Below are 23,980 nucleotides of genomic sequence, written 5' to 3' on the forward strand. Positions count from 1 at the left end.
AAATGCCCTGATGGAACTCATATGGGGGTGGCGGGGGGGATTTCAACTGTAGGACGGGAGGGCGGACGAGTGGTGAATCTGTGTGTACCGAGGTTTTAAATACAATGAAAACCAATGTGGGAGCCGGGCTTGCCCGCGATGGCGGTGGGTCAGTCACCGAAAATATTGACTGTTCCACCGCCATCGCGGGCAAGCCCGGCTCCCACATTTGATCTGCTGTGACCTCGGAGTCGGGGCCGATCAGCGGCTCTGGCGTTGTTGTAACAACAGGTTGCTAAACCCTGCACCCGCCAGTTGTTTCTGGGCCACGGTCAGCTGTTCACGGTTGCTGAACGGCCCTACCAGCACGCGATACCAGGTCGCATCCTTCACAGTGCCCGACTCAACCGTCACTGCCTGCCCCAGCAAAATAATCTGCGCACGCACGCGGTCCGCATCCGCCTGTTTCGGGAACGAGCCCGCCTGCAGGAAGAACTTGGTCACCGGCGCGGCCTTGGTGGTGGCAACCGGCGGCGGTGGCGGCGGGGTAATCCCGGCCAGCGCAGCCTGGGCCCGGGCCGTGTCTATCTTCGCTGCTTCGGCCGGGGTAACCGGCGTAGTCGGCACCGGCTGCGGCGTCGGCAGGGTTTTCTCCGGCACGGCGTCCGGCGGCACGATCACTTCCGATTCCGGCAGCAATGTGTAGAAGTCGTACTTCGGCTTCACCGGTGCAGTTGGGCTCGGGACGGTCTTGTTCGCTTCGGCCATTTTCGTGGCCCTCTGCTGCTCTTGCTTGACCCGTTTGACGTCATCGCCCTTGCCCGGGTCCAGCTTCATCAGGAAGACGACAAACGCGCCGACCGTCAGGCCGATCGCCATCCACAACCAGCCCGGAATAGGTTTCTTCGCAGGTGCCTGGTAGCGGCTGGCGCCGCGCTTGGGTGCAGGTTTTTTCTTGGCAGCCAACTTACATACGCTCCAGAGTTTCCAGGCCCAACAATTCCAGGCCTTGCTTGAGGGTCCGTCCTGCCAGTGCGGCGAGGCGCAGGCGGCTCTGCTTTTGGGCTTCGTCGTCTGCGGTCAGGATCGGGCAGTTCTCGTAGAAGCTGGAGAACAAACCGGCGACTTCGTACAAATAGGTGCAGAGGATGTGCGGCGTGCCTTTCTCGCCGACGCTGTTCAGCACTTCGCCGAATTGCGCCAGCTTGGCCGCCAGTTCCTGCTCGTGCGGCGCTTCAAGGTTGATCTGGCCTTCGACTTCACTGAAGTCCTTGCCCAGCTTGCGGAACACACCGGCCACCCGGGTGTAGGCATACAGCAGGTACGGCGCAGTGTTGCCTTCGAAGTTGAGCATCAGCTCGAAGTTGAAGCTGTAGTCGCTGGTGCGGTGCTTGGACAGGTCGGCGTATTTCACCGCGCCAATCCCCACCACGCGGGCGATGTTGCGCAGGTCGGCTTCGGCCAGCTCCGGGTTCTTTTCCTTCACCAGGTTGTAGGCGCGGTCCTGGGCTTCGTTCAGCAGGTCGATCAGCTTCACGGTGCCGCCGTCACGGGTCTTGAACGGGCGGCCATCGGCGCCGTTCATGGTGCCGAAGCCCATGTGTTCCATCTGCATCGGGTGGGTGACGAAACCGGCGCGGCGCGCCACTTCGAACACTTGCTGGAAGTGCAGGGCCTGGCGCTGGTCAACGAAATACAGGGCGCGGTCGGCTTTCAGCACACCGCTGCGGTAGCGCACGGCGGCCAGGTCGGTGGTGGCGTAGAGGTAGCCGCCATCGGCCTTGACGATGATCACCGGCAGCGGGTCGCCGTCGGCCGTCTTGAATTCTTCGAGGAACACGCACTGGGCACCGTTGCTCTCAACCAGCAGGCCCTTGGCCTTGAGGTCGTTGACCACGTTGATCAGGTCGTCGTTGTAGGCGCTTTCGCCCATGACGTCGGCCATGGTCAATTTGACGTTGAGCAGCTCGTAGATTTCCTGGCAGTGGGACAGGGAAATCTCGCGGAAGCGGCCCCACAGCTCCAGGCATTCGGCATCGCCGGCTTGCAGCTTGACCACCAGGCCACGGGCGCGGTCGGCGAATTCTTCGGATTCGTCGAAACGCTTCTTGGCGGCGCGGTAGAAGTTCTCCAGGTCCGACAGCTCATTGCTGGTGATCGGGTTTTCCTGCAGATAGGCCATCAACATGCCGAACTGGGTGCCCCAGTCGCCTACGTGGTTCTGGCGGATGACGTCGTCGCCGAGGAACTCCAGGACCCGCGCCACGCCGTCACCGATGATGGTGGAGCGCAGGTGGCCCACGTGCATTTCCTTGGCCAGGTTCGGTGCCGACAGGTCGATGGCCACGCGCTGTGCCGGGCCGGCCTTGCGTACGCCGATCTTGGCATCCGCCAGGGCCGCGTCCAGGCGCGAAGCCAGGGCCTGGGTGTTCTGGAAGAAGTTGATAAAGCCCGGGCCGGCGATTTCAGCCTTGGTCACCTGCGGGTCGGCCGGCAGCGCGGCGATGATTTTTTCCGCCAGGTCGCGAGGCTTCAGGCCGGCCGGCTTGGCCAGCATCATCGCGATGTTGCTGGCGAAATCACCGTGAGTCTTGTCACGGGTATTTTCCACCTGGATCGCCGGCGACAGGCCTTCAGGCAACACACCTTCGTTGACGAGTTGGGTGAGGGCTTGTTGGATCAGCTGGCGAATGGTGTCTTTCATGGTGTTCTCTTTCGACCGCAAGCGGTGGCGCGCGATGCGCAGGTGGAAAAACTGGGCATTATCCGTGGCGAGGGCGGGCTTGCCAACCTTCGCTGGACCTTGACGGACGATTAACCTGTGGTGAGGGAGCAAGCTCCCTCGCCACAGGGGTTTAGTACAAATCTACCGGATCCACGTCCAACGACCATCTCACTTGTCGCCCGCTGGGCATTTGCTCCAGGGCAAGTAACCAGCTGCTTAATAAACGATGCAGCGGGGCGCGGGCACTGGCTTGCAAGAGTAGCTGGGCTCGGTAACGCCCGGCGCGGCGTTCCATCGGTGCTGGCACCGGGCCCAATAGCTCGATGCCGGTCAGACCCAGCTCCCCCAGCAAACGTTCAGCCTCGCTGCACGCTTCATCCAGGAAACCTTCGGCCTGCCCTGGCTTGTGCGCCTCGGCCCGCAGCAGCGCCAAATGCGCAAACGGCGGCAAGCCGGCCGAGCGCCGCTCGCTCAAGGCCTGTTCGGCGAAGGCAAAGTAGCCTTGTTCTGTCAGTTGGATCAGCAGCGGATGGTCGGCCAGGTGCGTCTGGATGATCACCTTGCCGGGCTCTTCAGCCCGACCGGCACGGCCTGCGACCTGTACGATCAGCTGCGCCATGCGTTCGCTGGCACGAAAATCCCCGGAGAACAGCCCGCCGTCAGCATCCAGGATCGACACCAGGGTCACCCGCGGGAAGTGATGCCCTTTGGCGAGCATCTGCGTGCCCACCAAAATGCACGGCTGGCCCTTCTGGATCGTGGCGAACAGCTGATTCATCGCGTCCTTGCGCGACGTGCTGTCACGGTCGACCCGTAGCACCGGGTAATCCGGGAACAGAATGCCCAGCCGCTCCTCGGCGCGCTCGGTGCCTGCGCCCACCGGTCGCAAATCGACCTTGCCGCACTGCGGGCAGTGACGCGGCACCCGTTCCACATGGCCGCAGTGATGACAGCGCAACTCGCCGGAGCGCTGGTGTACGGTCATTCGCGCATCGCAGCGATTGCACTCGGACATCCAGCCGCAGTCATGGCACAGCAGCGTCGGCGCAAAACCCCGGCGGTTGAGGAACACCAGCACTTGCTGGCCCGCCGCGAGGGTCTGGCCGATGGCTTGTTGCATCGGCCCGGAAATGCCGCTGTCCAGCGGGCGACTTTTCACGTCCAGGCGCAGGAAGCGTGGCTGCTTGGCGCCGCCGGCCCGCTCGTTGAGACGCAGCAGGCCGTAGCGACCGGTGTAGGCGTTGTGCAGGCTTTCCAGGGAGGGCGTGGCCGAACCCAGCACAATCGGGATATTTTCCTGGCGGGCCCGCACCAGTGCCAGGTCGCGGGCGTGGTAGCGCAAGCCTTCCTGCTGTTTATAGGAGCCGTCGTGTTCTTCGTCGATGATGATCAGCCCGGGATTTTTCATCGGGGTGAACAGCGCCGAGCGGGTACCAATAATAATGTCGGCCTCGCCGTCCCGTGCGGCGAGCCAGGATTCCAGGCGCTCGCGGTCGTTGACCGCCGAGTGCACCAGGGCGATGCGCGCGTTGAAGCGCTGCTCGAAGCGCGCCAGGGTTTGCGGGCCGAGGTTGATCTCGGGGATCAACACCAACGCCTGTTTGCCGGCCTCGAGGGTTTCGCGGATCAACTGTAAATAGACTTCGGTCTTGCCGCTGCCGGTGACGCCGGCCAGCAGGAACGCGTGGAAGCTGTCGAAGCCGGCGCGAATCGCTTCATAGGCGGCGCGTTGTTCGGGGTTGAGCGGCAATTCCGGCTGAGCCAGCCAGTGTTCGTGGCGCTCGCCGGGGGCGTGCTTGCGGATCTCCACCTGCACCAGGCCTTTGGCGAGTAGCAAATCCAGGCTGTCCTTGCTCAGCATCAGCTTGCTTAACAGCTGATGGGCGACGCCATGGGGATGCTGGGCCAGGGTTGCCAGGGCTTCACGCTGGCGCGGGGCGCGGGCGATGCGCGGGTCGTCCATGCGCGCACCCGGGACCATCGACCAGAAACGCTCCTGGCGAGCCTCGGCCAACTCGCCCTGGCGCAACAGCACCGGCAGCGCCCAGCTCAGGGTGTCACCCAGGCTGTGTTGGTAATACTGCGAGGTCCACAGGCACAGCTTGAACAGCGCAGGCGGCAACGGCGGCGTGGCGTCGAGGATCGCCACGGCGGGCTTGAGCTTCTCGGCGGGCACTTCGCTGTGATCGGCGACTTCCACCAGGATGCCGATCATCTCCCGCCGGCCAAACGGCACGCGCACACGCATGCCGGGCTGCAGCTGCGACCGCAATACACCGGCAGGGGCCCGATAATCGAACAGGCGGCGCAGGGGCGAGGGCAGGGCGAGGCGCAAAATGGCGTCGGGCACGCGGGGGTTCTCATATGACGGGCGGCGAAGAAGGGCGGGAGCCTAGCAGACCAGCGGTGGAGGTGTCCTGTGTGGGAGCGGGCTTGCTCGCGAAAACGGTGTATCAGTGACAGATAGGGGGGCTGACCCGCCGCCTTCGCGAGCAAGCCCGCTCCCACAGGGCCTTGTGTATGCCGCGCTTTTCTGATGAAAGGGGCCGTAGTGCTTCTTGCGCGTTTAAAAAGGTCTGGTAGAATCCGCGGCCTAATTACGTGCGGTATTCAACAATAGTGTTGATTGGCGGCACGCTAGCCTGAGGAATACACCATGAAAGCCGATATCCATCCAAACTATGTTGCCATCGACGTTACCTGCAGCTGCGGTAACAAGTTCGAAACCCGTTCGACTTTCGGCAAAGCTCTGCCAATCGACGTGTGCAACGAGTGCCACCCGTTCTACACCGGTAAGCAGAAGACTCTGGATGTTGGCGGCCGTGTTGACCGCTTCAAGACCCGCTTCGGTGCTTTCGGCGCTAAAGCTGCTCCTAAAGCCGAGTAAGGCTGGTCCGCTTGGATGGCCTGTATGGCTTGTCCTCGCTGATGAAAAAGGCGTCCCTTGTGGGCGCCTTTTTTGTGTCTGCGATTTGGCTGGCGCCCGCCCAGGCCGAGGTGTTCTGCCCGGCGCCCGGCAATGTTGCTATCTTCGGCGTGCAGCGGGTGGTGGATGGCGACACGGTGCGCCTCAAGGACGGCCGCAGCGTGCGCATGATCGGCGTCAATGCCCCGGAAACCGGCAAGAAGGGCCGCACTGACGAGCCCTTCGCCGTGGCCGCTCGCGAGCGCCTGCAAAGCCTGGTGGATACGAGTGGTGGGCGCGTTGGCGTGGTGCCCGGACGGGAGAGCAAGGACCGCTACGGTCGCACCCTGGCCCATCTTTACGGCGCCAATGGCGAAAACCTGGAGGCGCAGTTGCTCGCCGAAGGCCTCGGATTCCAGGTGGCCGTCGCGCCGAATGTGGAGCTGGTGGCCTGCCAGCAAGCCGCCGAACGCAGCGCCCGCCAGGCCCGGCTGGGGCTGTGGCGCCAGTCACCGGTGGTAGATGCGGCGAAGATCCGGCGTTCGGGCTTTGCGGTGGTCAGCGGTCAGGTGAGCAAAATCGAACGCAATCGCGGCAGAGTCTGGATCGAGTTGCAGGGCTCGCTGGTATTACACATTGCGCCCAATCAGGTGGCCACGTTCGACAGTGTGCTGTTGAAGGGTTTGCAGGGCCAATCCATCGAGGCACGCGGCTGGGTGCTGGACCGTTCCCGACGCGGCGGCCTGAAAAAAGGCCAGGCGCGCTGGCTGCTGCCACTGACCGATCCCGGCATGCTTCAGCGGGTGCCGTAAGAAAAAAATTGTAGACATTTTTTAGCGCGATTGTGAACAGTTGAGCCCTTGTATCTCGTGGCTCTTGGCCAAAAGTCGTAGGGCAGGGCCCTTGACACCTGTGACTGCCCAGTCTTGTGGGGACTTTGCGACACGCGTATCCTCGGCGGTCCGTCGACCAACAGTAAAAGCGGAATGCCGATATGTCTGATTTGAAAACTGCCGCTCTCGAATATCATGCCCATCCTCGTCCAGGAAAGCTGAGTGTAGAGCTCACCAAAGCCACTGCCACCGCCCGCGACCTGTCGCTGGCCTACAGCCCTGGCGTTGCCGAGCCCGTACGTGAAATCGCCCGGGATCCTGAACTGGCCTACAAGTACACCGGCAAAGGCAACCTGGTTGCAGTGATCTCTGATGGCACCGCGATCCTCGGCCTGGGTAACCTCGGCCCATTGGCGTCCAAGCCAGTCATGGAAGGTAAAGGCGTGCTGTTCAAGCGCTTCGCCGGCATTGACGTATTCGATATCGAAGTGGATTCCGAAAGCCCGCAGGCTTTCATCGACACCGTCAAGCGCATCTCCATCACCTTCGGTGGCATCAACCTGGAAGACATCAAGGCACCTGAGTGCTTCGAGATCGAAAAGGCCCTGATCGAACAGTGCGACATCCCGGTATTCCACGATGACCAGCACGGCACCGCGATCGTTACCGCGGCCGGCATGATCAACGCCCTGGAAATCGCTGGCAAAACCCTCGGCGAAGCCAAGATCGTTTGCCTGGGCGCCGGCGCTGCGGCCATCTCCTGCATGAAGTTGCTGGTGAGCATGGGCGCCAAGCTGGAAAACATCTACATGGTCGACAGCAAGGGCGTTGTGCAGTCCGAGCGTACCGACCTGAACCAGTACAAGGCGATGTTCGCGCATCCGTCCTCCAAGCGTACCCTGGCTGACGCCCTTGACGGTGCAGACGTGTTCGTTGGCCTGTCCGGCCCGAACCTGCTGAGCGCCGAAGGCCTCAAGTCCATGGCTGCCAACCCGATCGTGTTCGCGTGCTCCAACCCTGATCCGGAAATCTCCCCGGAACTGGCCCACGCTACCCGTAACGACGTGATCATGGCCACCGGCCGTTCGGACTACCCGAACCAGGTCAACAACGTACTGGGCTTCCCGTTCATCTTCCGTGGTGCCCTGGACGTTCGCGCCAAGCGCATCAACGAAGAAATGAAAGTGGCTGCCGCCAACGCCCTGCGCGAACTGGCCAAGCTGCCGGTACCGCAGGACGTTTGTGACGCCTACGGCGGTGCGAAACTGGAATTCGGTCGTGAGTACATCATCCCGAAACCAATGGATAAGCGCCTGATCACCCTGATCTCCGATGCCGTGGCTAAAGCTGCGATCGAGACTGGCGTGGCTACCCTGCCGTATCCGAAGAACTACCCGCTGAAAAGCGTGGACGATGTGTTCAACGGCTAAGCCGTTGTAGCGCACCAACAAAAAGCCCCGGCTCTTGCGAGTCGGGGCTTTTTTTGTGGCTGGCAATTGGCTCGAGCCTGGCGGTGATCCAACTGTGGGAGCGGGCTTGCTCGCGAAGACGGTGTGTCAGTCGGCCCATCTGAGCCTGATACTCCGCTTTCGCGAGCAAGCCCGCTCCCACATTGGATCTGCGTGTTAGAACAAGTCGATCGGTGCCGCCTCATCCGCCGGCAGCGGGCTGCCCGGTGCAACGCCGTTGCCCAGTTCGTTGACCGACGGCGGCGTGTCCTCGCTCTTGAACAGCTCAAAGTACGCATTCGGCGTGCTCGGCGCTGCCGCACGACCGCTGACCGGGTCGATTCGCAGGCTGAGTATGCCTTCCGGCTCCGGCTGGGTATGCGGCGGCATATCCTTCAGCGCAGCCCCCATGTAGCTCATCCAGATCGGCAGCGCGACGGTGCCGCCGAACTCCCGGCGACCGAGGCTTTCCGGCTGGTCGTAACCGGTCCATACGGTGGTCACGTAGTCGGCGTTGTAGCCCGAGAACCATGCATCCTTGGAGTCGTTGGTGGTACCGGTCTTGCCGGCGATGTCGGAGCGGCCCAGGGCCAGGGCGCGACGCCCCGTACCTTTCTTGATCACGTCTTCCAGGATGCTGTTGAGGATGTAGGTGGTGCGGCCATCCACGATACGCTCGGCCACGGCAGGCGCTTGCGGCGCGGCAGGTGTGGCAGGTGCGTCCGCTGCCGGGGCTTCGCCTGGCGTCGGCTCGATGGTGATGCCGCCGTTGGTCGGAGCTGCCTGGCCGTCAGTGGCTGCAATTCCATTGACCACATCGCCCGGTACCCGTGGCGGGTTGGCGGTGAACAGGGTTTCGCCGCTACGGCTTTCGATCTTGTCGATCAGGTACGGGGTGATCTTGTAGCCGCCGTTGGCAAAGGTGCTCCAGCCGGTGGCGATTTCCATCGGCGTCAGCGTGGCGGTACCCAGTGCCAGGGACAGGTTGGGCGGCAGGTCCGATTTGTTGAAGCCGAAGCGGGTGATGTAGTCGATGGTCTTGCCTACGCCCATCGCCTGCAGCAAGCGGATCGACACCAGGTTACGCGACTTGTACAGCGCTTCGCGGACGCGGATCGGGCCGAGGAAGGTGTTGGTGTCGTTCTTCGGACGCCAGACCTTGTCCAGGTACTCGTCGACAAACACGATCGGCGCATCGTTGACCAGGCTGGCGGCGGTGTAGCCGTTATCCAGGGCGGCGCTGTAGATGAACGGCTTGAAGCTGGAGCCCGGCTGGCGCTTGGCCTGGGTGGCGCGGTTGTAGTTGCTCTGCTCGAAGGCAAACCCACCGACCAGGGCGCGAATCGCACCGTTCTGCGGGTCAAGCGACACCAGGGCGCCCTGTGCCACCGGCACCTGGCTGAATTTCAGACTGTCGTCCTTCTGGCGCTGCACACGAATCAGGTCACCGACCTGCGCCACGTCCGACGGCTGCTTGGGCATCGCCCCCATGCTGTTGGTGTTCAGGAGCGGGCGAGCCCATTTCATGCTGTCCCACGACACATGTTCTTCGCCGGTGCGGGTCAGTACCTGCAGGCCATCTTTCTTCACCTGAGTGACGATGGCGGGCTCAAGGCCGCTGATCGGGCGTTGTTTGCCCAGTTCGACGGTCCAGGCGCTGAGGGTCTTGCCCGGCAGGCGCGATTCGGGGCCGCGGTAGCCGTGACGCTGGTCGTAGGCGACCAGGCCATCGTGTACCGACTTGTTGGCGATTTCCTGCAGGTTGCTAGGAATCGTCGTGGTCACGCGGAAACCTTCAGTGTACGCCTCGCTGCCATAACGGCCGACCATCTCGGCACGGGCCATTTCGGCGATATACGGGGCATTCACTTCCGGCGTCGGCACGTGATAGCTGGCGTTCAACGGCTCGGCCACCGCACTTTCGTATGCGGCCTGGTCGATTTTGCCCAGCTTGTACATGCGGCCCAGGATCCAGTCGCGGCGCTCTTTACTGCGCGCCGGGTTGGCCAGCGGGTTGAAGCGCGAAGGGGCCTTGGGCAGGCCGGCAATCATCGCCATCTGCGCCAGGCTGGCGTCACGAATCGACTTGCCGTAGTAAACCTGCGAAGCCGCCTCGATGCCGTAGGCGCGGTTGCCGAGGTAGATCTTGTTGACGTACAGCTCAAGGATCTCGTCCTTGGTCAGCTGACGTTCGATCTGCAGCGCCAGGAGAATTTCCGTGGCCTTGCGGGAAAAGCTGCGTTCGCTGGTGAGGAAGAAGTTCTTCGCGACCTGCATGGTAATGGTGCTGCCACCGGACTGAATGTGTCCGCTTTTTACCAGCTGCGTGGCCGCCCGCACCAGGCTGCTTGGGTCAACGCCATAGTGGTTGGCGAAATTATCGTCTTCAGCCGACAGCAGGGCGTTGATGAAATTGGGTGGAATGTCGGCGAAACGGATCGGTGTACGGCGCATTTCGCCGAACTCCGCGATCAGTTTTTCATCGCTGCTGTAGACCCGCAAAGGAATCTGCAACTGGATACTTCTCAGGGCCTCTACGGAGGGCAAACCCGGACTAAGGTAGAGATAGGCCCCGCTGAGCACGAGCATCAGCCCGCAGACGATCGCGACAATGGAGTACCCGAAAAACTTCAGCAGACGAATCAAGGCTTTTGGATTTCCAAGGAAAAGAATGGGTTAGGCGTCGGGGCATGCACGGCAAGCGGTGGATCGACCCGGCCAGCAGATAAACGCGGGAAAAAACGCTGGGCATTAAAGCATTTTTCGGCTTCGGGCGTCATTCGTGCCGCTCATACAAGCCGACCGAATGCAGGAAGCCTGGCAACAATCAGTCCGTAAGACAGGGAAAGTTTTGGGGAGTTTTATGATAAAGGGATTTTTCAGGCGAAAAGCCGATGCCGTCCTGGGTATCGACATCAATGACGCCGGCGTCAAGCTGGTGGAACTCGAGGTTTCAGGCAGCGGCTACAGCGTCCGCGGCTACGCCATGCAGCCGCTGCCGGCCCATGCGGTGGTCGACAGTAACGTGGTGGATTTTGATGCCGTCGCGCAGGCCCTTTCCAGAGCACTGGCACAGGTGCATACCTCGCTCCGACAGGCCGCCGTGGCCGTCGCCGGGCCTTCGGTGATCACCCGTGTGCTCGAGATGGACGCCGGGCTCTCTGATGCAGAAATGGTGCAACGAATCCACGGGGAAGCGGACCAGTACATTCCTTATCCGCTGGAGGATGTGGCCATCGACTTTCAGGTGCAGGGCCCGTCGGCCCATGACTCGCAAAGCGTCGATGTGCTGCTGGTTGCCTGCCTCAAGGAACAGGTCGAGGCCCGCGAGGCGGTTTTGGCCCTGGCGGGCCTGGGGGCGCGCATCGTGGATGTCGAAGCATTTGCATTGGCTCGCGCGGGCAGGCAGGCTTCGGACAGCATCACGCCGGGCCGTCGTGTCGATGGCGCGCAATGGGCCGTGGATGCCCAGGGAATGGGAGTGGCCTGCGGGTTGGCCCTGAGGAGTTTCGACTGATGACACGAATCAACCTGCTGCCGTGGCGCGCAGAACGGAATGAGCGGCGGCGCAAGTATTTTCTGGTGTTCTTGCTGGTTGCTGCGGCTGTGGCGCTGGTTGCGGTATGGCTGGCAGACCAGGTGATCGATCGCGCAATTGACCGGCAATTGGCCCGCAACAGCCAGTTGAGCCAGGGCGTGACCGGGCTCGACTCGCGAATGAAAGCGATCGACGAGTTGCATGAGCAACGCCAGCAGCTGATGGAGCGGATGAAAGTTGTCCAGGGTTTGCAGGACGACCGTTCGGCCGGTGCTCAGTTGCTGGATCAACTGGCCCGTGCCGTGCCGGAGGGTGTGCAATTGCGTGAAGTCAGCGTTGATGGTGGTTCTGTCTCGATCAGCGGCACTGCCGAATCGAACCAGGACGTTGCTCAGTTCATGCGTGGTCTCGAGGCTGCCGACGACTTGCAGTCGCCCCGGCTTCAACGGGTTCGTGGCGCGCAAGTGGGCGACGGCAATGGCTTTCAGTTGACGGTTCGCCATGGTCATTCGGATGAGGTAGGCCAATGAGGGGGGCGTCAGGCCTGCGAAGGCTGACGGAACTCGACATCGCCCAGCTCTACCGAAACGCCGCCGACTGGCCGCTGCCGGGCAAGGCTTTGCTGGGTGGTGCGGTGGTTTGCCTGCTGTGGATAGCGGGCAACAGCTTCTACTTGAGCGGGGCGCGAGAGCAATTGCGCCAGCTGGAGGCGCAGGAAGTGGCGCTTGAGCAGCAGGTTGCGCTGAAGACCGTTCAGGTGGCCGGGCTGGAGTCTCAGGCCCGCGACTTCAAAACGATGCAAGGCCGTTTCACCAATCTGTTGCGGCAGTTGCCTGCCGATACCGAAGTGCCCGGCCTGCTTGAAGACATTGGGCGCCTGAGTGCCGCCAATGGCCTGGCGCTGGAAGCCATCGACCTGCTGGATGACCAGCCTCGCACCCTGTACATCGAGTCGCCCATGCGGATTGACGTGACCGGGACTTTTCACGATCTGGCGGCGTTCATCAGCGGCATGGCTGGCATGCCAAGGATCGTCACGGTGCATGACTTGGCGTTCAGCCATGTTGATCCCTCGGGGTTGCGCCTCAGTCTGGTGGCGAAGACTTATCGCTACAACCGTCAAGCGGGTGATGATCTGGAGGCTGATTTGCACCAACCGTCGCCGGCGCTCGCCGAGCCGGTTGCCTACGATTTTTCATCCTTGCGCGATCCTTTTCAGTCGCCCTCTCGTCAACGGGTGCGGCCCGTCGGGCGACCGGCCGCGGGACCTGACTTCGCCAGGCCGCGCGGAGTACTTGAAAGCGTTGCGCTGGATCAGTTTGAAATGGTTGGAACCTTGTCCCTGGGTACACAAACCTTCGCACTGCTGCGCGGCGCGTCGTCTGTCCATCGGTTGGCAATCGGCGATTACCTGGGGCCGGACCATGGGCGCATCACGGCAATCCACGACTCCCATGTCGAACTGGCCGAGCTTTTCCCGGATGGCCAGGGCGCTTGGCTGGAACGCTCGCAAACCCTTGCACTGAACGCTAACTCATAACGGAAACAAACAATGAAAAGGACTTTTTCGTCCTTCGGTGTGGCGCTATGGATAGCGTTCACGGCACCGATGGTCATGGCTGTGCCCAATCGAATCGACCTGATTCACCTGCCGCCACCTGGCAATACGCCTCTGAGTACCGAGCGCGTGGCATTTACCGGCGACAAGCTGTCCCTCAACTTCCAGAACATCGAACTGCGCGCGGTGTTGCAGCAGATTGCCGACGTTGCCGGCCTCAACCTGGTGGCCAGCGACGACGTGCAGGGGGCGATCACCTTGCGGCTCAAGGACGTGCCTTGGGACCAGGCGCTGGACCTGGTGCTGCAAACCAAGGGGTTGGATAAGCGTGTGACGGCCAATGTGCTGCTGGTCGCGCCGGCCGAAGAACTGGCTGCCCGGGAGCTGCTGGTGCTGGAGTCGCGCAAGCAAATGACCGAGCTGGCGCCGCTGCGCCGCGAGCTGCTGCAAGTGAATTACGCCAAGGCTTCGGACCTGGCCAAGTTGTTTCAGTCGGCCGTGGGCCTGGAAGGTGCCACCGATGAGCGCGGCTCGGTGGCGGTGGATGATCGCACCAACAACATCATCGCCTACCAGACCCAGGAGCGGCTGGAGGAGCTGCGCAAGATTGTGGCGCAACTGGATATTCCGGTAAGACAGGTGATGATCGAGGCGCGGATCGTTGAGGCCAATGTGGATTACGACAAAAGCCTGGGGGTGCGCTGGGGCGGGCAGATGAATCGGGGTAACTGGAGCGCTGGCGGGATCAGGAAACCGCTGGCCGAGGGCGCCGAGCCGCCTGAAAACCCGCCCAGCTCGCCCTTTGTTGATATGGGCACGGTCAACGGCAGTGCCGGCCTGGGGATCGCCTTTATCACCGACAACCTGTTGCTGGACCTGGAGCTTAGCGCCATGGAAAAAACCGGTAACGGTGAAATCGTCTCGCAGCCCAAGGTCGTCACTTCCGACAAGGAAACCGCACGAATCCTCAAGGGCACCGAGATTCCCTATCAGGAATCCAGCTCCACCGGCGCCACCTCGGTGTCGTTCAAGGAAGCCTCGCTGTCATTGGAGGTAACGCCGCAAATCACCCCGGACGGCTGGGTGAACATGGAGGTCAAGGTCACCAAGGATGAGCCCGACTACCTGAACAAGCTCAATGACGTGCCGCCGATCAAGAAAAACGAGGTCAACGCCAAGGTGCTGGTGAGGGACGGCGAGACCATCGTGATTGGCGGGGTTTTCTCCAATACTCAAAGCAAAGTGGTAGATAAAGTGCCATTTTTGGGCGAGGTGCCGTATCTTGGCCGCCTTTTCCGGCGGGATGTGGTTTCGGAGAAAAAATCCGAGCTGCTGGTATTCCTGACTCCGCGTATTATGAATAACCAGGCGATTGCTGTGAGTCGTTGATTCTGTGCGAAATTTGATTCTTGTTGGACCGATGGGGGCTGGAAAAAGCACCATCGGCCGTTTGCTGGCCAAAGAGCTGCGCCTGCCATTCAAAGACTCCGATAAGGAAATTGAATTGCGCACGGGCGCCAATATCCCGTGGATCTTCGATAAGGAAGGCGAACTGGGCTTTCGCGACCGCGAGCAAGCGATGATTGCCGAGCTGTGCGGCTGTGACGGCGTGGTATTGGCCACCGGCGGCGGCGCGGTGATGCGCGATGAGAATCGTCGGGCGCTGCACGCCGGCGGTCGCGTGGTTTATCTGCATGCTTCTGTCGAGCAGCAGGTGGGCCGCACCGCTCGCGATCGCAATCGCCCGTTGTTGCGTACCGCCGACCCGGCAAAAACCCTGCGGGACCTGCTGACGCTGCGCGACCCGCTGTATCGGGAAATCGCCGATCTGGTGGTGGAAACCGATGAGCGGCCGCCGCGAATGGTCGTTCTCGACATTCTTGAGCGCCTGGCGCAGTTGCCACCCCGTTAAAGCCCGAGCCGAAATGCGCTATCCTCGGCGGCGCGTCATGACCGTCCGAGTTGTGGCGTAGAGCCATCAGGCGACGTCAGATCCCGACGATGCCGACAACGTTAATGTAGGGCAGGACGCCTGCTTTCATCTTCAACGCGGGGACACATGCAGACACTTAAGGTCGATCTTGGCGAGCGCAGCTACCCGATCCATATTGGCGAAGGTTTGTTGGACCAGCCCGAGTTGCTCGCACCGCATATTGCCGGGCGGCAAGTGGCGATCATCTCCAATGAAACGGTTGCGCCGCTGTATCTTGAGCGTCTGAGCCGCAGCCTCGCGGCGTACTCGGTGATCTCGGTGGTGTTGCCCGACGGCGAGGCCTTCAAAACCTGGGAAACCCTGCAACTGATCTTTGATGGCCTGCTGACTGCCCGTCATGACCGTCGCACCACCGTGGTGGCGCTGGGCGGCGGCGTGATCGGCGATATGGCCGGCTTTGCGGCCGCCTGCTACCAGCGCGGCGTGGACTTTATCCAGGTGCCGACCACGTTGCTGTCCCAGGTCGATTCGTCGGTGGGCGGCAAGACCGGTATCAACCATCCGCTGGGCAAGAACATGGTCGGCGCGTTCTATCAGCCGAATGTCGTGCTGATCGACACCGCCACCCTCAATACCTTGCCGCCCCGCGAGCTGTCGGCGGGCCTGGCGGAAGTCATCAAGTACGGCCTGATCTGCGACGAGCCGTTCCTGACCTGGCTTGAAGAGCATGTCGACGCGCTGCGCTCTCTCGACCAGGTGGCGCTGACCGAAGCGATTTCCCGCTCCTGCGCTGCCAAGGCGTTGGTGGTGAATGCCGACGAACGTGAGTCCGGTGTGCGCGCCACGTTGAACCTCGGCCACACCTTCGGCCATGCGATCGAGACTCACATGGGCTATGGTGTGTGGTTGCATGGAGAGGCCGTAGCGGCTGGCACTGTGATGGCATTGGAGATGTCGCAACGCCTGGGCTGGATCAGCGCCCAGGAGCGTGATCGCGGGATCCGCCTGTTCCAGCGCGCCGGGTTACCGGTCATTCCTCCCGAGGAGATGACTGAGGCAGATTTTCTCGAACATATGGCAATAGACAAGAAAGTGATCGACGGTCGACTGCGACTGGTGCTGTTGCGCCGAATGGGCGAAGCGGTAGTGACCGACGATTATCCGAAAGAGATTTTACAGGCCACGCTGGGAGCGGATTACCGCGCCCTGGCCCAGCTTAAAGGTTAATAAGATCCCGATGACTAGTTTGCATGCCGACGAGGCGTTCCTCGGCCATTACCAGTTAAGCCACGACCCTTTTGCTCCGCGGGTGCCTGGTTTCAAATTTTTCCCTGCGCAACGCAAGCCGGTGCTCGGGCAGTTGCACCACCTCGCGCGCTACAGCCAGCTGTTGCTGGTGGTTACCGGCCCTCTGGGCAGCGGCAAGACTTTGCTGCGTCAGGCGCTGGTGGCCAGCACCAACAAGCAGTCGGTACAGAGCGTGGTGGTTTCCGCCCGTGGTGCCGGTGATGCGGCGGGCGTGTTGCGCCAAGTGGCACAGGCCCTGGACGTGTCCACTGCCGAGCCGAATGCGATCCTCAAGCAAGTGGTGCAACTGGGCCTGACCGGCCAGGAAGTCTACCTGCTGGTGGACGACGCCGAGCAGCTCGACGAATCCGCCCTGGAAGCGTTGCTGGCCCTGGCGGCCGGTACGCCTGAAGGTCGTCCGCATGTGTTCCTGTTCGGCGAGTCTTCGCTGATTGCCGAACTTGAGCAGATCAGCGGCGAGCAGGAACTGTTCCACGTCATCGAATTGCAGCCTTACGAAGAAGAAGAAACCCGCGAATACCTCGCCCAACGGCTGGAAGGCGCAGGGCAGGGCATCGAACTTTTCTCTGCTTCGCAGATCTCTGATATTCACGAAAGCTCCGACGGCTGGCCTGGCACCATCAACCAGGTTGCCCGCGATGCCATGATCGAAGCCATGATTGCCAGCCGCTCTGCGGTCAAGCGTCCAAAGATGGGGTTCACTATGCCTAAGAAGCACGTATTGGCAATTTCTGCCGTTGTCGTGGTCGCTGTCGCCGCCGCCTGGTTGATTCCAGGTCGCAACAAGGCCCCGACCACCGCTGGCGCGCCAACCGAACAGGCGCAGTTGCCACTGGGCAAACCAACACCGAACGTTGAGTTCGCCAACTCCGGCCAACCCACCAACCTGCCGATGGTCGGCCAGCCAGTGATGCGCGGCCCGCTCGCCGAAGAAGCCGGCGGGATTTCCGAAGGCGACGATGGCGTGCCGGTAGAGGGCTCCAGCGCCACGCCACCGACCGTGACCACCACCGCGCCACCTGCGGGCGTGCCGGCGGGTCAGCCAGCTGCCAAGCCGGCACCGGCACCGACGCCTGCGCCTGCTCAGGTCGCTACCGCCAAGCCAGCGCCAGCTGCGAAGCCAGTAGCCCCGGCGCCGGTGGCCAAACCCGCGCCTGCCACCAAGCCTGCTGAAAAACCGGTGACCGTGGCCAAGGCCGGCGCTGCTGGCAGCAGCTGGTACACCAGCCAGCCTACCGGTAACTTCGTGGTGCAGATCCTGGGCACCAGCTCCGAAGCCAACGCTCAGGCGTTCGTGAAAGAGCAGGGCGGCGAGTACCGTTATTTCAAGAAAGTGCTCAACGGCAAGCCTCTCTTCGTGATCACTTACGGCAACTTCTCCAGCCGCGCAGCAGCTGAATCCGCTATCAAGGCCTTGCCAGCGAAGGTTCAGGCTGGTAAACCTTGGCCTCGCACTGTCGCCAGCGTCCAACAGGAACTGGCAACAACTCGCTGAAGATTCGGCGGCCTTACCCAGGCCGCCTCTCCCGGCACCTCAAAAAAATCCGCAAGTGCGTGCTGCCTTCCAGGTCGCGCGCTTTGTGGTGTCTGCGTCACAGTAGCTTTTGAGTCGTAGCGGTCAGAATTAAAAAAGTTTTGACTAGCACAGCATATCGCTTTAAACCTTTCATAAATGCGACATAGATTTGCGACATTTCGTCGCTAAATTTGTGAGCGTCTGTGTCGGTGTGTACAATGACCTCCCTTTTGCCCCCGCTAAGCCGGCGTACGTTCGGCGTGGAAGGTAACCGGTTGAATTGAAAAGAAATTTGCCTCGAAATAAGAGGCAGCCTGGTGAGAAAGTGTCTATGAAAGCAGGTCTGTACCAACCCGATGAATTCAAGGATAACTGCGGTTTCGGCCTGATAGCCCATATGCAGGGCGAGCCCAGTCATACCCTTTTGCAAACGGCCATCGAGGCCCTGACCTGCATGACCCACCGCGGTGGGATCAACGCCGACGGCAAGACCGGTGACGGTTGCGGCTTGCTGATTCAAAAGCCCGACCAGTTCCTGCGCGCAGTCGCCAAGGAGCATTTCGGCGCTGATTTGCCCAAGCAATACGCCGTGGGCATGGTGTTCTTCAACCAGGACCCGGTAAAAGCCGAAGCCGCTCGCGAGAACATGAACCGCGAGATCCTGGCCGCTGGCCTGCAACTGGTCGGCTGGCGCAAAGTGCCGATCGACACCAGCGTACTCGGCCGCCTGGCCCTGGAGCGCCTGCCCCAGATCGAACAAGTGTTCATCGCCGGCGATGGCCTGAGCGACCAGGACATGGCGATCAAGCTGTTCACATCGCGTCGTCGTTCGTCCGTGGCCAACGCCGCCGACACCGACCACTACATCTGCAGCTTTTCCCACAAGACCATCATTTATAAAGGCCTGATGATGCCGGCGGACTTGACCGCCTTCTATCCAGACCTGAGCGATGAGCGCCTGCAAACCGCAATCTGCGTGTTCCACCAGCGCTTCTCCACCAACACCCTGCCGAAATGGCCGCTGGCCCAGCCATTCCGCTTCCTCGCCCACAACGGCGAGATCAACACCATCACCGGCAACCGCAACTGGGCTGTAGCCCGTCGCACCAAGTTCGCCAACGACCTGATGGACCTGGAAGAGCTCGGCCCGCTGGTCAACCGCGTGGGTTCCGACTCCTCCAGCATGGACAACATGCTCGAACTGATGGTCACCGGCGGCATCGACCTGTTCCGTGGCGTGCGCATGATCATTCCACCTGCGTGGCAGAACGTTGAGACCATGGACCCCGACCTGCGGGCGTTCTATGAGTACAACTCGATGCACATGGAGCCGTGGGACGGCCCGGCCGGCGTGGTGATGACCGACGGTCGCTACGCCGTGTGCCTGCTCGACCGTAACGGCCTGCGCCCGGCGCGTTGGGTGACCACCACCAACGGCTTTATCACCCTGGCGTCGGAAATCGGCGTGTGGAACTACAAGCCGGAAGATGTGATCGCCAAGGGCCGTGTCGGCCCGGGCCAGATCCTCGCCGTGGACACCGAAACCGGTCAGATCCTTGACACCGATGCCATCGACAACCGCTTGAAGTCTCGTCATCCGTACAAGCAATGGCTGCGCAAGAATGCCCTGCGCATCCAGGCGACCATGGAAGACAACGACCACGGCTCGGCTTTCTACGACGTCGACCAGCTCAAGCAGTACATGAAAATGTACCAGGTCACCTTCGAAGAACGTGACCAGGTACTGCGCCCACTGGGCGAGCAAGGCTACGAAGCCGTCGGTTCCATGGGCGATGACACGCCAATGGCCGTGCTGTCCCAGCGCGTGCGCACGCCGTACGACTATTTCCGCCAGCAGTTCGCCCAGGTGACCAACCCGCCGATCGACCCGCTGCGCGAAGCCATCGTGATGTCCCTGGAAGTGTGCCTCGGTGCCGAGCGCAACATTTTCCAGGAATCGCCTGAGCACGCTTCCCGCGTGATCCTCAGCTCGCCGGTCATTTCTCCGGCCAAGTGGCGTTCGTTGATGACCCTGGACCGCCCGGGCTTCGACCGGCAGATCATCGACCTGAACTACGACGAGAGCCTCGGCCTTGAAGCCGCTGTGCGCAACGTCGCCGATCAGGCTGAAGAAGCCGTGCGCGCCGGCCGTACCCAGATCGTGCTGACCGACCGTCATATTGCCCCGGGCAAGCTGCCGATCCACGCCTCCCTGGCCACCGGCGCAGTGCACCATCGCCTGACCGAAAAGGGCCTGCGTTGCGACTCCAACATCCTGGTTGAAACCGCCACAGCCCGCGACCCGCATCACTTTGCGGTGTTGATCGGCTTCGGCGCTTCGGCGGTGTACCCGTTCCTCGCGTACGAAGTACTCGGCGACCTGATCCGTACCGGTGAAGTCCTGGGCGACCTCTACGAGGTGTTCAAGAACTACCGGAAAGGCATCACCAAGGGCCTGTTGAAGATCCTGTCGAAGATGGGCATCTCCACCGTCACGTCGTACCGTGGCGCACAGCTGTTCGAAGCCATCGGCCTGTCGGAAGAAGTCTGCGACATGAGCTTCCGTGGCGTGCCAAGCCGCATCAAGGGCGCGCGTTTCGTCGACATCGAAGCCGAACAGAAAGCCCTGGCAGCCGAAGCCTGGAGCGCGCGCAAGCCGATCCAGCAAGGCGGCCTGCTGAAGTTCGTCCACGGTGGTGAATACCACGCCTACAACCCGGATGTGGTCAGCACCCTGCAAGCTGCCGTGCAGCAGGGCGACTACGCCAAGTTCAAGGAATACACCGCGCTGGTGGATAACCGTCCGGTGTCGATGATCCGCGACCTGTTCAAGGTGAAGACCCTGGATACGCCGTTGGCCATCAGCGAGATCGAACCGCTGGAATCGATCCTCAAGCGTTTCGACTCCGCCGGTATTTCCCTGGGCGCCTTGTCGCCTGAGGCTCACGAAGCCCTGGCCGAAGCCATGAACCGCCTGGGTGCGCGTTCCAACTCCGGCGAAGGCGGTGAAGACCCGGCCCGCTATGGCACCATCAAGAGCTCGAAAATCAAGCAGGTTGCCACCGGCCGTTTTGGTGTAACCCCGGAATACCTGGTCAACGCCGAAGTGCTGCAGATCAAGGTTGCCCAGGGCGCCAAACCGGGTGAGGGCGGACAGCTGCCAGGCGGCAAGGTCAACGGCCTGATCGCCAAGCTGCGTTATGCGGTGCCGGGCGTGACCCTGATTTCGCCACCGCCGCACCACGACATCTACTCCATCGAGGATTTGTCGCAGCTGATTTTCGACTTGAAACAAGTCAACCCGCAGGCCCTGGTCTCGGTGAAACTGGTCGCAGAAGCCGGCGTGGGCACCATCGCCGCCGGTGTGGCCAAGGCCTATGCCGACCTGATCACCATCTCCGGCTACGACGGCGGCACCGGCGCTTCGCCGCTGACCTCCATCAAGTACGCCGGCGCACCGTGGGAACTGGGCCTGGCTGAAACCCACCAGACCCTGCGCGGCAACGACCTGCGCGGCAAAGTCCGGGTGCAGACCGACGGTGGCCTGAAGACCGGCCTCGACGTGATCAAGGCCGCGATCCTCGGCGCCGAAAGCTTCGGCTTCGGCACCGCGCCCATGATCGCCCTGGGCTGCAAATACCTGCGCATCTGCCACCTGAACAACTGCGCCACCGGCGTGGCGACCCAGAACGAGAAGCTGCGCAAGGACCACTACATCGGTACCGTCGACATGGTGGTGAATTTCTTCACCTACGTCGCCGAAGAAACCCGTGAGTGGCTGGCCAAGCTGGGCGTGCGTTCGCTGGAAGAGCTGATCGGCCGTACCGACCTGCTGGACATCCTCGAAGGCCAGACCGCCAAGCAACAGCACCTGGACCTGACGCCGCTGTTGGGCAGTGATCACATCCCGGCCGACAAGCCACAGTTCTGCCAGGTTGACCGCAACCCGCCGTTCGACAAGGGCCTGCTGGCCGAGAAGATGGTCGAGATGGCCAGTTCGTCGATCAACGACGCAAGCGGCGGCGAATTCGCCCTGGATATCTGCAACTGCGACCGTTCCATCGGCGCACGCATCTCCGGCGAAATCGCGCGCAAGCACGGCAACCAGGGCATGTCCAAGGCGCCGATCACCTTCCGCTTCAAGGGCACCGCTGGCCAGAGCTTCGGTGTGTGGAACGCCGGTGGCCTGAACATGTACCTCGAAGGCGACGCCAACGACTACGTGGGCAAGGGCATGACCGGCGGCAAGCTGGTCATCGTTCCGCCGGTCGGCAGCGTCTACAAGACTCAAGACAGTGCCATCATCGGCAACACCTGCCTGTACGGCGCAACCGGCGGCAAGCTGTTCGCCGCCGGTACGGCCGGTGAGCGGTTCGCGGTGCGTAACTCCGGTGCCCACACCGTGGTTGAAGGCACCGGCGATCACTGCTGCGAATACATGACCGGTGGTTTTGTCGCGGTGCTGGGCAAGACTGGCTACAACTTCGGTTCGGGCATGACCGGCGGTTTCGCCTACGTGCTGGACCAGGACAACACCTTCGTCGACAAGGTGAACCACGAGTTGGTGGAGATCCAGCGGATCAGCGGCGAAGCGATGGAATCCTATCGCAACCACTTGCAGCATGTGCTGGACGAATACGTCGAGGAAACCAACAGCGAATGGGGTCGTAACCTCGCTGAAAACCTCGATGACTACCTGCGTCGTTTCTGGCTGGTCAAGCCCAAGGCTGCCAACCTGAAATCGTTGCTTTCCAGCATCCGTGCCAACCCGCAGTGATATGCGCCTGAAGAGTTTGATGAGGTTTTAACATGGCTGAACGTCTGAATAACGACTTCCAGTTCATCGATGTCGGGCGCAAAGATCCGAAGAAGAAACTGTTGCGTCAACGCAAGAAAGAGTTCGTGGAAATCTACGAACCCTTCAAACCCCAGCACTCGGCCGACCAGGCCCACCGCTGCCTGGGTTGCGGTAATCCGTATTGCGAATGGAAGTGCCCGGTGCACAACTTCATTCCGAACTGGCTGAAGCTGGTGGCCGAGGGCAACATCCTCGCCGCCGCCGAGCTGTCGCACCAGACCAACACCCTGCCGGAAGTGTGCGGCCGGGTGTGCCCGCAGGACCGTCTGTGCGAGGGTGCGTGCACCCTCAACGACGGCTTCGGCGCGGTGACCATCGGTTCGGTGGAGAAGTACATCACCGACACCGCGTTCGCCATGGGCTGGCGCCCGGACATGTCCAAGGTCAAGCCGACCGGCAAGCGCGTCGCGATCATCGGCGCGGGCCCTGCGGGCCTGGGCTGTGCCGACGTGCTGGTACGTGGCGGCGTGACCCCGGTGGTGTTCGACAAGAACCCGGAAATCGGTGGCCTGCTGACCTTCGGCATTCCTGAGTTCAAGCTGGAAAAAACCGTACTGAGCCATCGTCGCGAAGTCTTCACCGGCATGGGTATCGAGTTCCGCCTCAATACCGAAATCGGCAAAGACGTGACCATGGAACAACTGCTCGAAGAATACGATGCCGTGTTCATGGGCATGGGCACCTACACCTACATGAAGGGCGGCTTTGCCGGTGAGGACCTGCCGGGCGTGTACGACGCTCTGGACTTCCTGATCGCCAACGTCAACCGCAACCTGGGCTTTGAAAAGTCGCCGGAAGATTTCGTCGACATGAAAGGCAAGAAGGTCGTGGTGCTGGGCGGTGGTGACACCGCGATGGACTGCAACCGTACTTCGATTCGCCAGGGTGCCAAGTCGGTGACCTGTGCCTACCGTCGTGACGAAGCCAACATGCCAGGCTCGCGAAAAGAGGTGAAAAACGCCAAGGAAGAAGGCGTGAAATTCCTCTATAACCGCCAGCCGATCGCTATCGTTGGCGAGGACCGTGTTGAAGGCGTGAAAGTGGTCGAGACCCGTCTCGGCGAGCCGGACGCCCGTGGCCGTCGCAGCCCTGAGCCGATCCCGGGTTCCGAAGAGATCATCCCGGCAGACGCCGTGGTCATCGCCTTCGGTTTCCGCCCAAGCCCGGCGCCGTGGTTCGAGCAGTTCGAAATCCAGACCGACAGCCAGGGCCGCGTTGTAGCCCCGGAACAAGGCCAGTACAAACACCAGACCAGCAACCCGAAAATCTTCGCCGGTGGCGACATGGTGCGCGGTTCTGACCTGGTAGTGACGGCCATCTTCGAAGGCCGCAACGCCGCCGAAGGTATCCTGGATTACCTGCAGGTCTGATCAAATTTC

The 23,980-nt window shown here is 61.7% G+C and carries 16 protein-coding genes; 12 read left to right on the plus strand and 4 right to left on the minus strand.

What is annotated here, in order from left to right; genetic code table 11:
- Positions 1-240: 240 nt before the first annotated feature.
- The 3 genes from ACUN0G_RS01035 to ACUN0G_RS01045 all read right to left on the minus strand — a co-directional run bounded on the left by ACUN0G_RS01035 (position 241) and on the right by ACUN0G_RS01045 (position 5,054).
- Positions 241-945, minus strand: a complete 705-nt coding sequence (locus ACUN0G_RS01035) for an SPOR domain-containing protein (RefSeq protein ID WP_017478234.1) — start codon at positions 943-945, stop codon at positions 241-243.
- Position 946: 1 nt separating this feature from the next.
- On the minus strand, positions 947-2,683 hold the full coding sequence (gene argS / locus ACUN0G_RS01040) for an arginine--tRNA ligase (RefSeq protein WP_177028678.1): 1,737 nt from the start codon (positions 2,681-2,683) through the stop codon (positions 947-949).
- 151 nt (positions 2,684-2,834) lie between these two features.
- Entirely contained in the window at positions 2,835-5,054 is a 2,220-nt protein-coding gene (locus ACUN0G_RS01045; RefSeq protein WP_218263227.1) for a primosomal protein N', read from the minus strand.
- 306 nt (positions 5,055-5,360) lie between these two features.
- On the opposite strand from ACUN0G_RS01045, the gene rpmE reads away from it, so the two are divergent.
- The 3 genes from rpmE to ACUN0G_RS01060 all read left to right on the plus strand — a co-directional run bounded on the left by rpmE (position 5,361) and on the right by ACUN0G_RS01060 (position 7,872).
- Entirely contained in the window at positions 5,361-5,591 is a 231-nt protein-coding gene (rpmE, locus tag ACUN0G_RS01050) for a 50S ribosomal protein L31 (protein WP_003209330.1), read from the plus strand.
- Positions 5,592-5,632: 41 nt separating this feature from the next.
- Positions 5,633-6,421, plus strand: a complete 789-nt coding sequence (locus ACUN0G_RS01055; RefSeq protein ID WP_445575503.1) for a thermonuclease family protein — start codon at positions 5,633-5,635, stop codon at positions 6,419-6,421.
- A gap of 182 nt (positions 6,422-6,603) precedes the next feature.
- Positions 6,604-7,872 carry a malic enzyme-like NAD(P)-binding protein gene (locus tag ACUN0G_RS01060; RefSeq protein ID WP_017478238.1) on the plus strand — a complete coding sequence of 423 codons (1,269 nt, stop codon included), beginning with the start codon at positions 6,604-6,606 and terminating at the stop codon, positions 7,870-7,872.
- A 195-nt stretch (positions 7,873-8,067) separates the two neighbouring features.
- Here ACUN0G_RS01060 and ACUN0G_RS01065 read toward each other — a convergent pair whose 3' ends face one another.
- Positions 8,068-10,533: a penicillin-binding protein 1A gene (locus ACUN0G_RS01065; RefSeq protein WP_445575504.1), complete on the minus strand. Its 2,466-nt coding sequence runs from the start codon at positions 10,531-10,533 to the stop codon at positions 8,068-8,070.
- A gap of 220 nt (positions 10,534-10,753) precedes the next feature.
- On the opposite strand from ACUN0G_RS01065, the gene pilM reads away from it, so the two are divergent.
- From pilM to ACUN0G_RS01110, 9 genes are all read left to right on the plus strand, one after another.
- Positions 10,754-11,407: a type IV pilus biogenesis protein PilM gene (pilM, locus tag ACUN0G_RS01070; protein WP_445575505.1), complete on the plus strand. Its 654-nt coding sequence runs from the start codon at positions 10,754-10,756 to the stop codon at positions 11,405-11,407.
- Positions 11,407-11,958, plus strand: coding sequence for a PilN domain-containing protein (locus ACUN0G_RS01075; protein ID WP_445572508.1), 552 nt, complete (start codon positions 11,407-11,409; stop codon positions 11,956-11,958). Before pilM ends, ACUN0G_RS01075 begins: the two co-directional genes overlap by 1 nt.
- Complete coding sequence (locus ACUN0G_RS01080; RefSeq protein WP_445572509.1) at positions 11,955-12,968, plus strand: pilus assembly protein PilP; 1,014 nt, start codon at positions 11,955-11,957, stop codon at positions 12,966-12,968. Before ACUN0G_RS01075 ends, ACUN0G_RS01080 begins: the two co-directional genes overlap by 4 nt.
- A 69-nt stretch (positions 12,969-13,037) precedes the next feature.
- Positions 13,038-14,375, plus strand: a complete 1,338-nt coding sequence (locus ACUN0G_RS01085) for a type IV pilus secretin PilQ (protein ID WP_445575506.1) — start codon at positions 13,038-13,040, stop codon at positions 14,373-14,375.
- A 4-nt stretch (positions 14,376-14,379) separates the two neighbouring features.
- On the plus strand, positions 14,380-14,898 hold the full coding sequence (aroK, locus tag ACUN0G_RS01090) for a shikimate kinase AroK (RefSeq protein WP_003209345.1): 519 nt from the start codon (positions 14,380-14,382) through the stop codon (positions 14,896-14,898).
- A gap of 147 nt (positions 14,899-15,045) precedes the next feature.
- Complete coding sequence (gene aroB, locus ACUN0G_RS01095) at positions 15,046-16,146, plus strand: 3-dehydroquinate synthase (RefSeq protein WP_167662966.1); 1,101 nt, start codon at positions 15,046-15,048, stop codon at positions 16,144-16,146.
- A gap of 10 nt (positions 16,147-16,156) precedes the next feature.
- The gene (locus ACUN0G_RS01100; protein WP_445572510.1) at positions 16,157-17,722 is read left to right on the plus strand and encodes an SPOR domain-containing protein; all 1,566 of its coding nucleotides are present in this window, start codon (positions 16,157-16,159) and stop codon (positions 17,720-17,722) included.
- A gap of 352 nt (positions 17,723-18,074) precedes the next feature.
- The gene (gene gltB, locus ACUN0G_RS01105; RefSeq protein WP_445572511.1) at positions 18,075-22,520 is read left to right on the plus strand and encodes a glutamate synthase large subunit; all 4,446 of its coding nucleotides are present in this window, start codon (positions 18,075-18,077) and stop codon (positions 22,518-22,520) included.
- Positions 22,521-22,552: 32 nt separating this feature from the next.
- Positions 22,553-23,971 carry an FAD-dependent oxidoreductase gene (locus tag ACUN0G_RS01110; RefSeq protein WP_003209353.1) on the plus strand — a complete coding sequence of 473 codons (1,419 nt, stop codon included), beginning with the start codon at positions 22,553-22,555 and terminating at the stop codon, positions 23,969-23,971.
- The last annotated feature ends 9 nt before the right edge of the window (positions 23,972-23,980 follow it).

The sequence above is a fragment of the Pseudomonas sp. 32A genome (assembly GCF_052682255.1).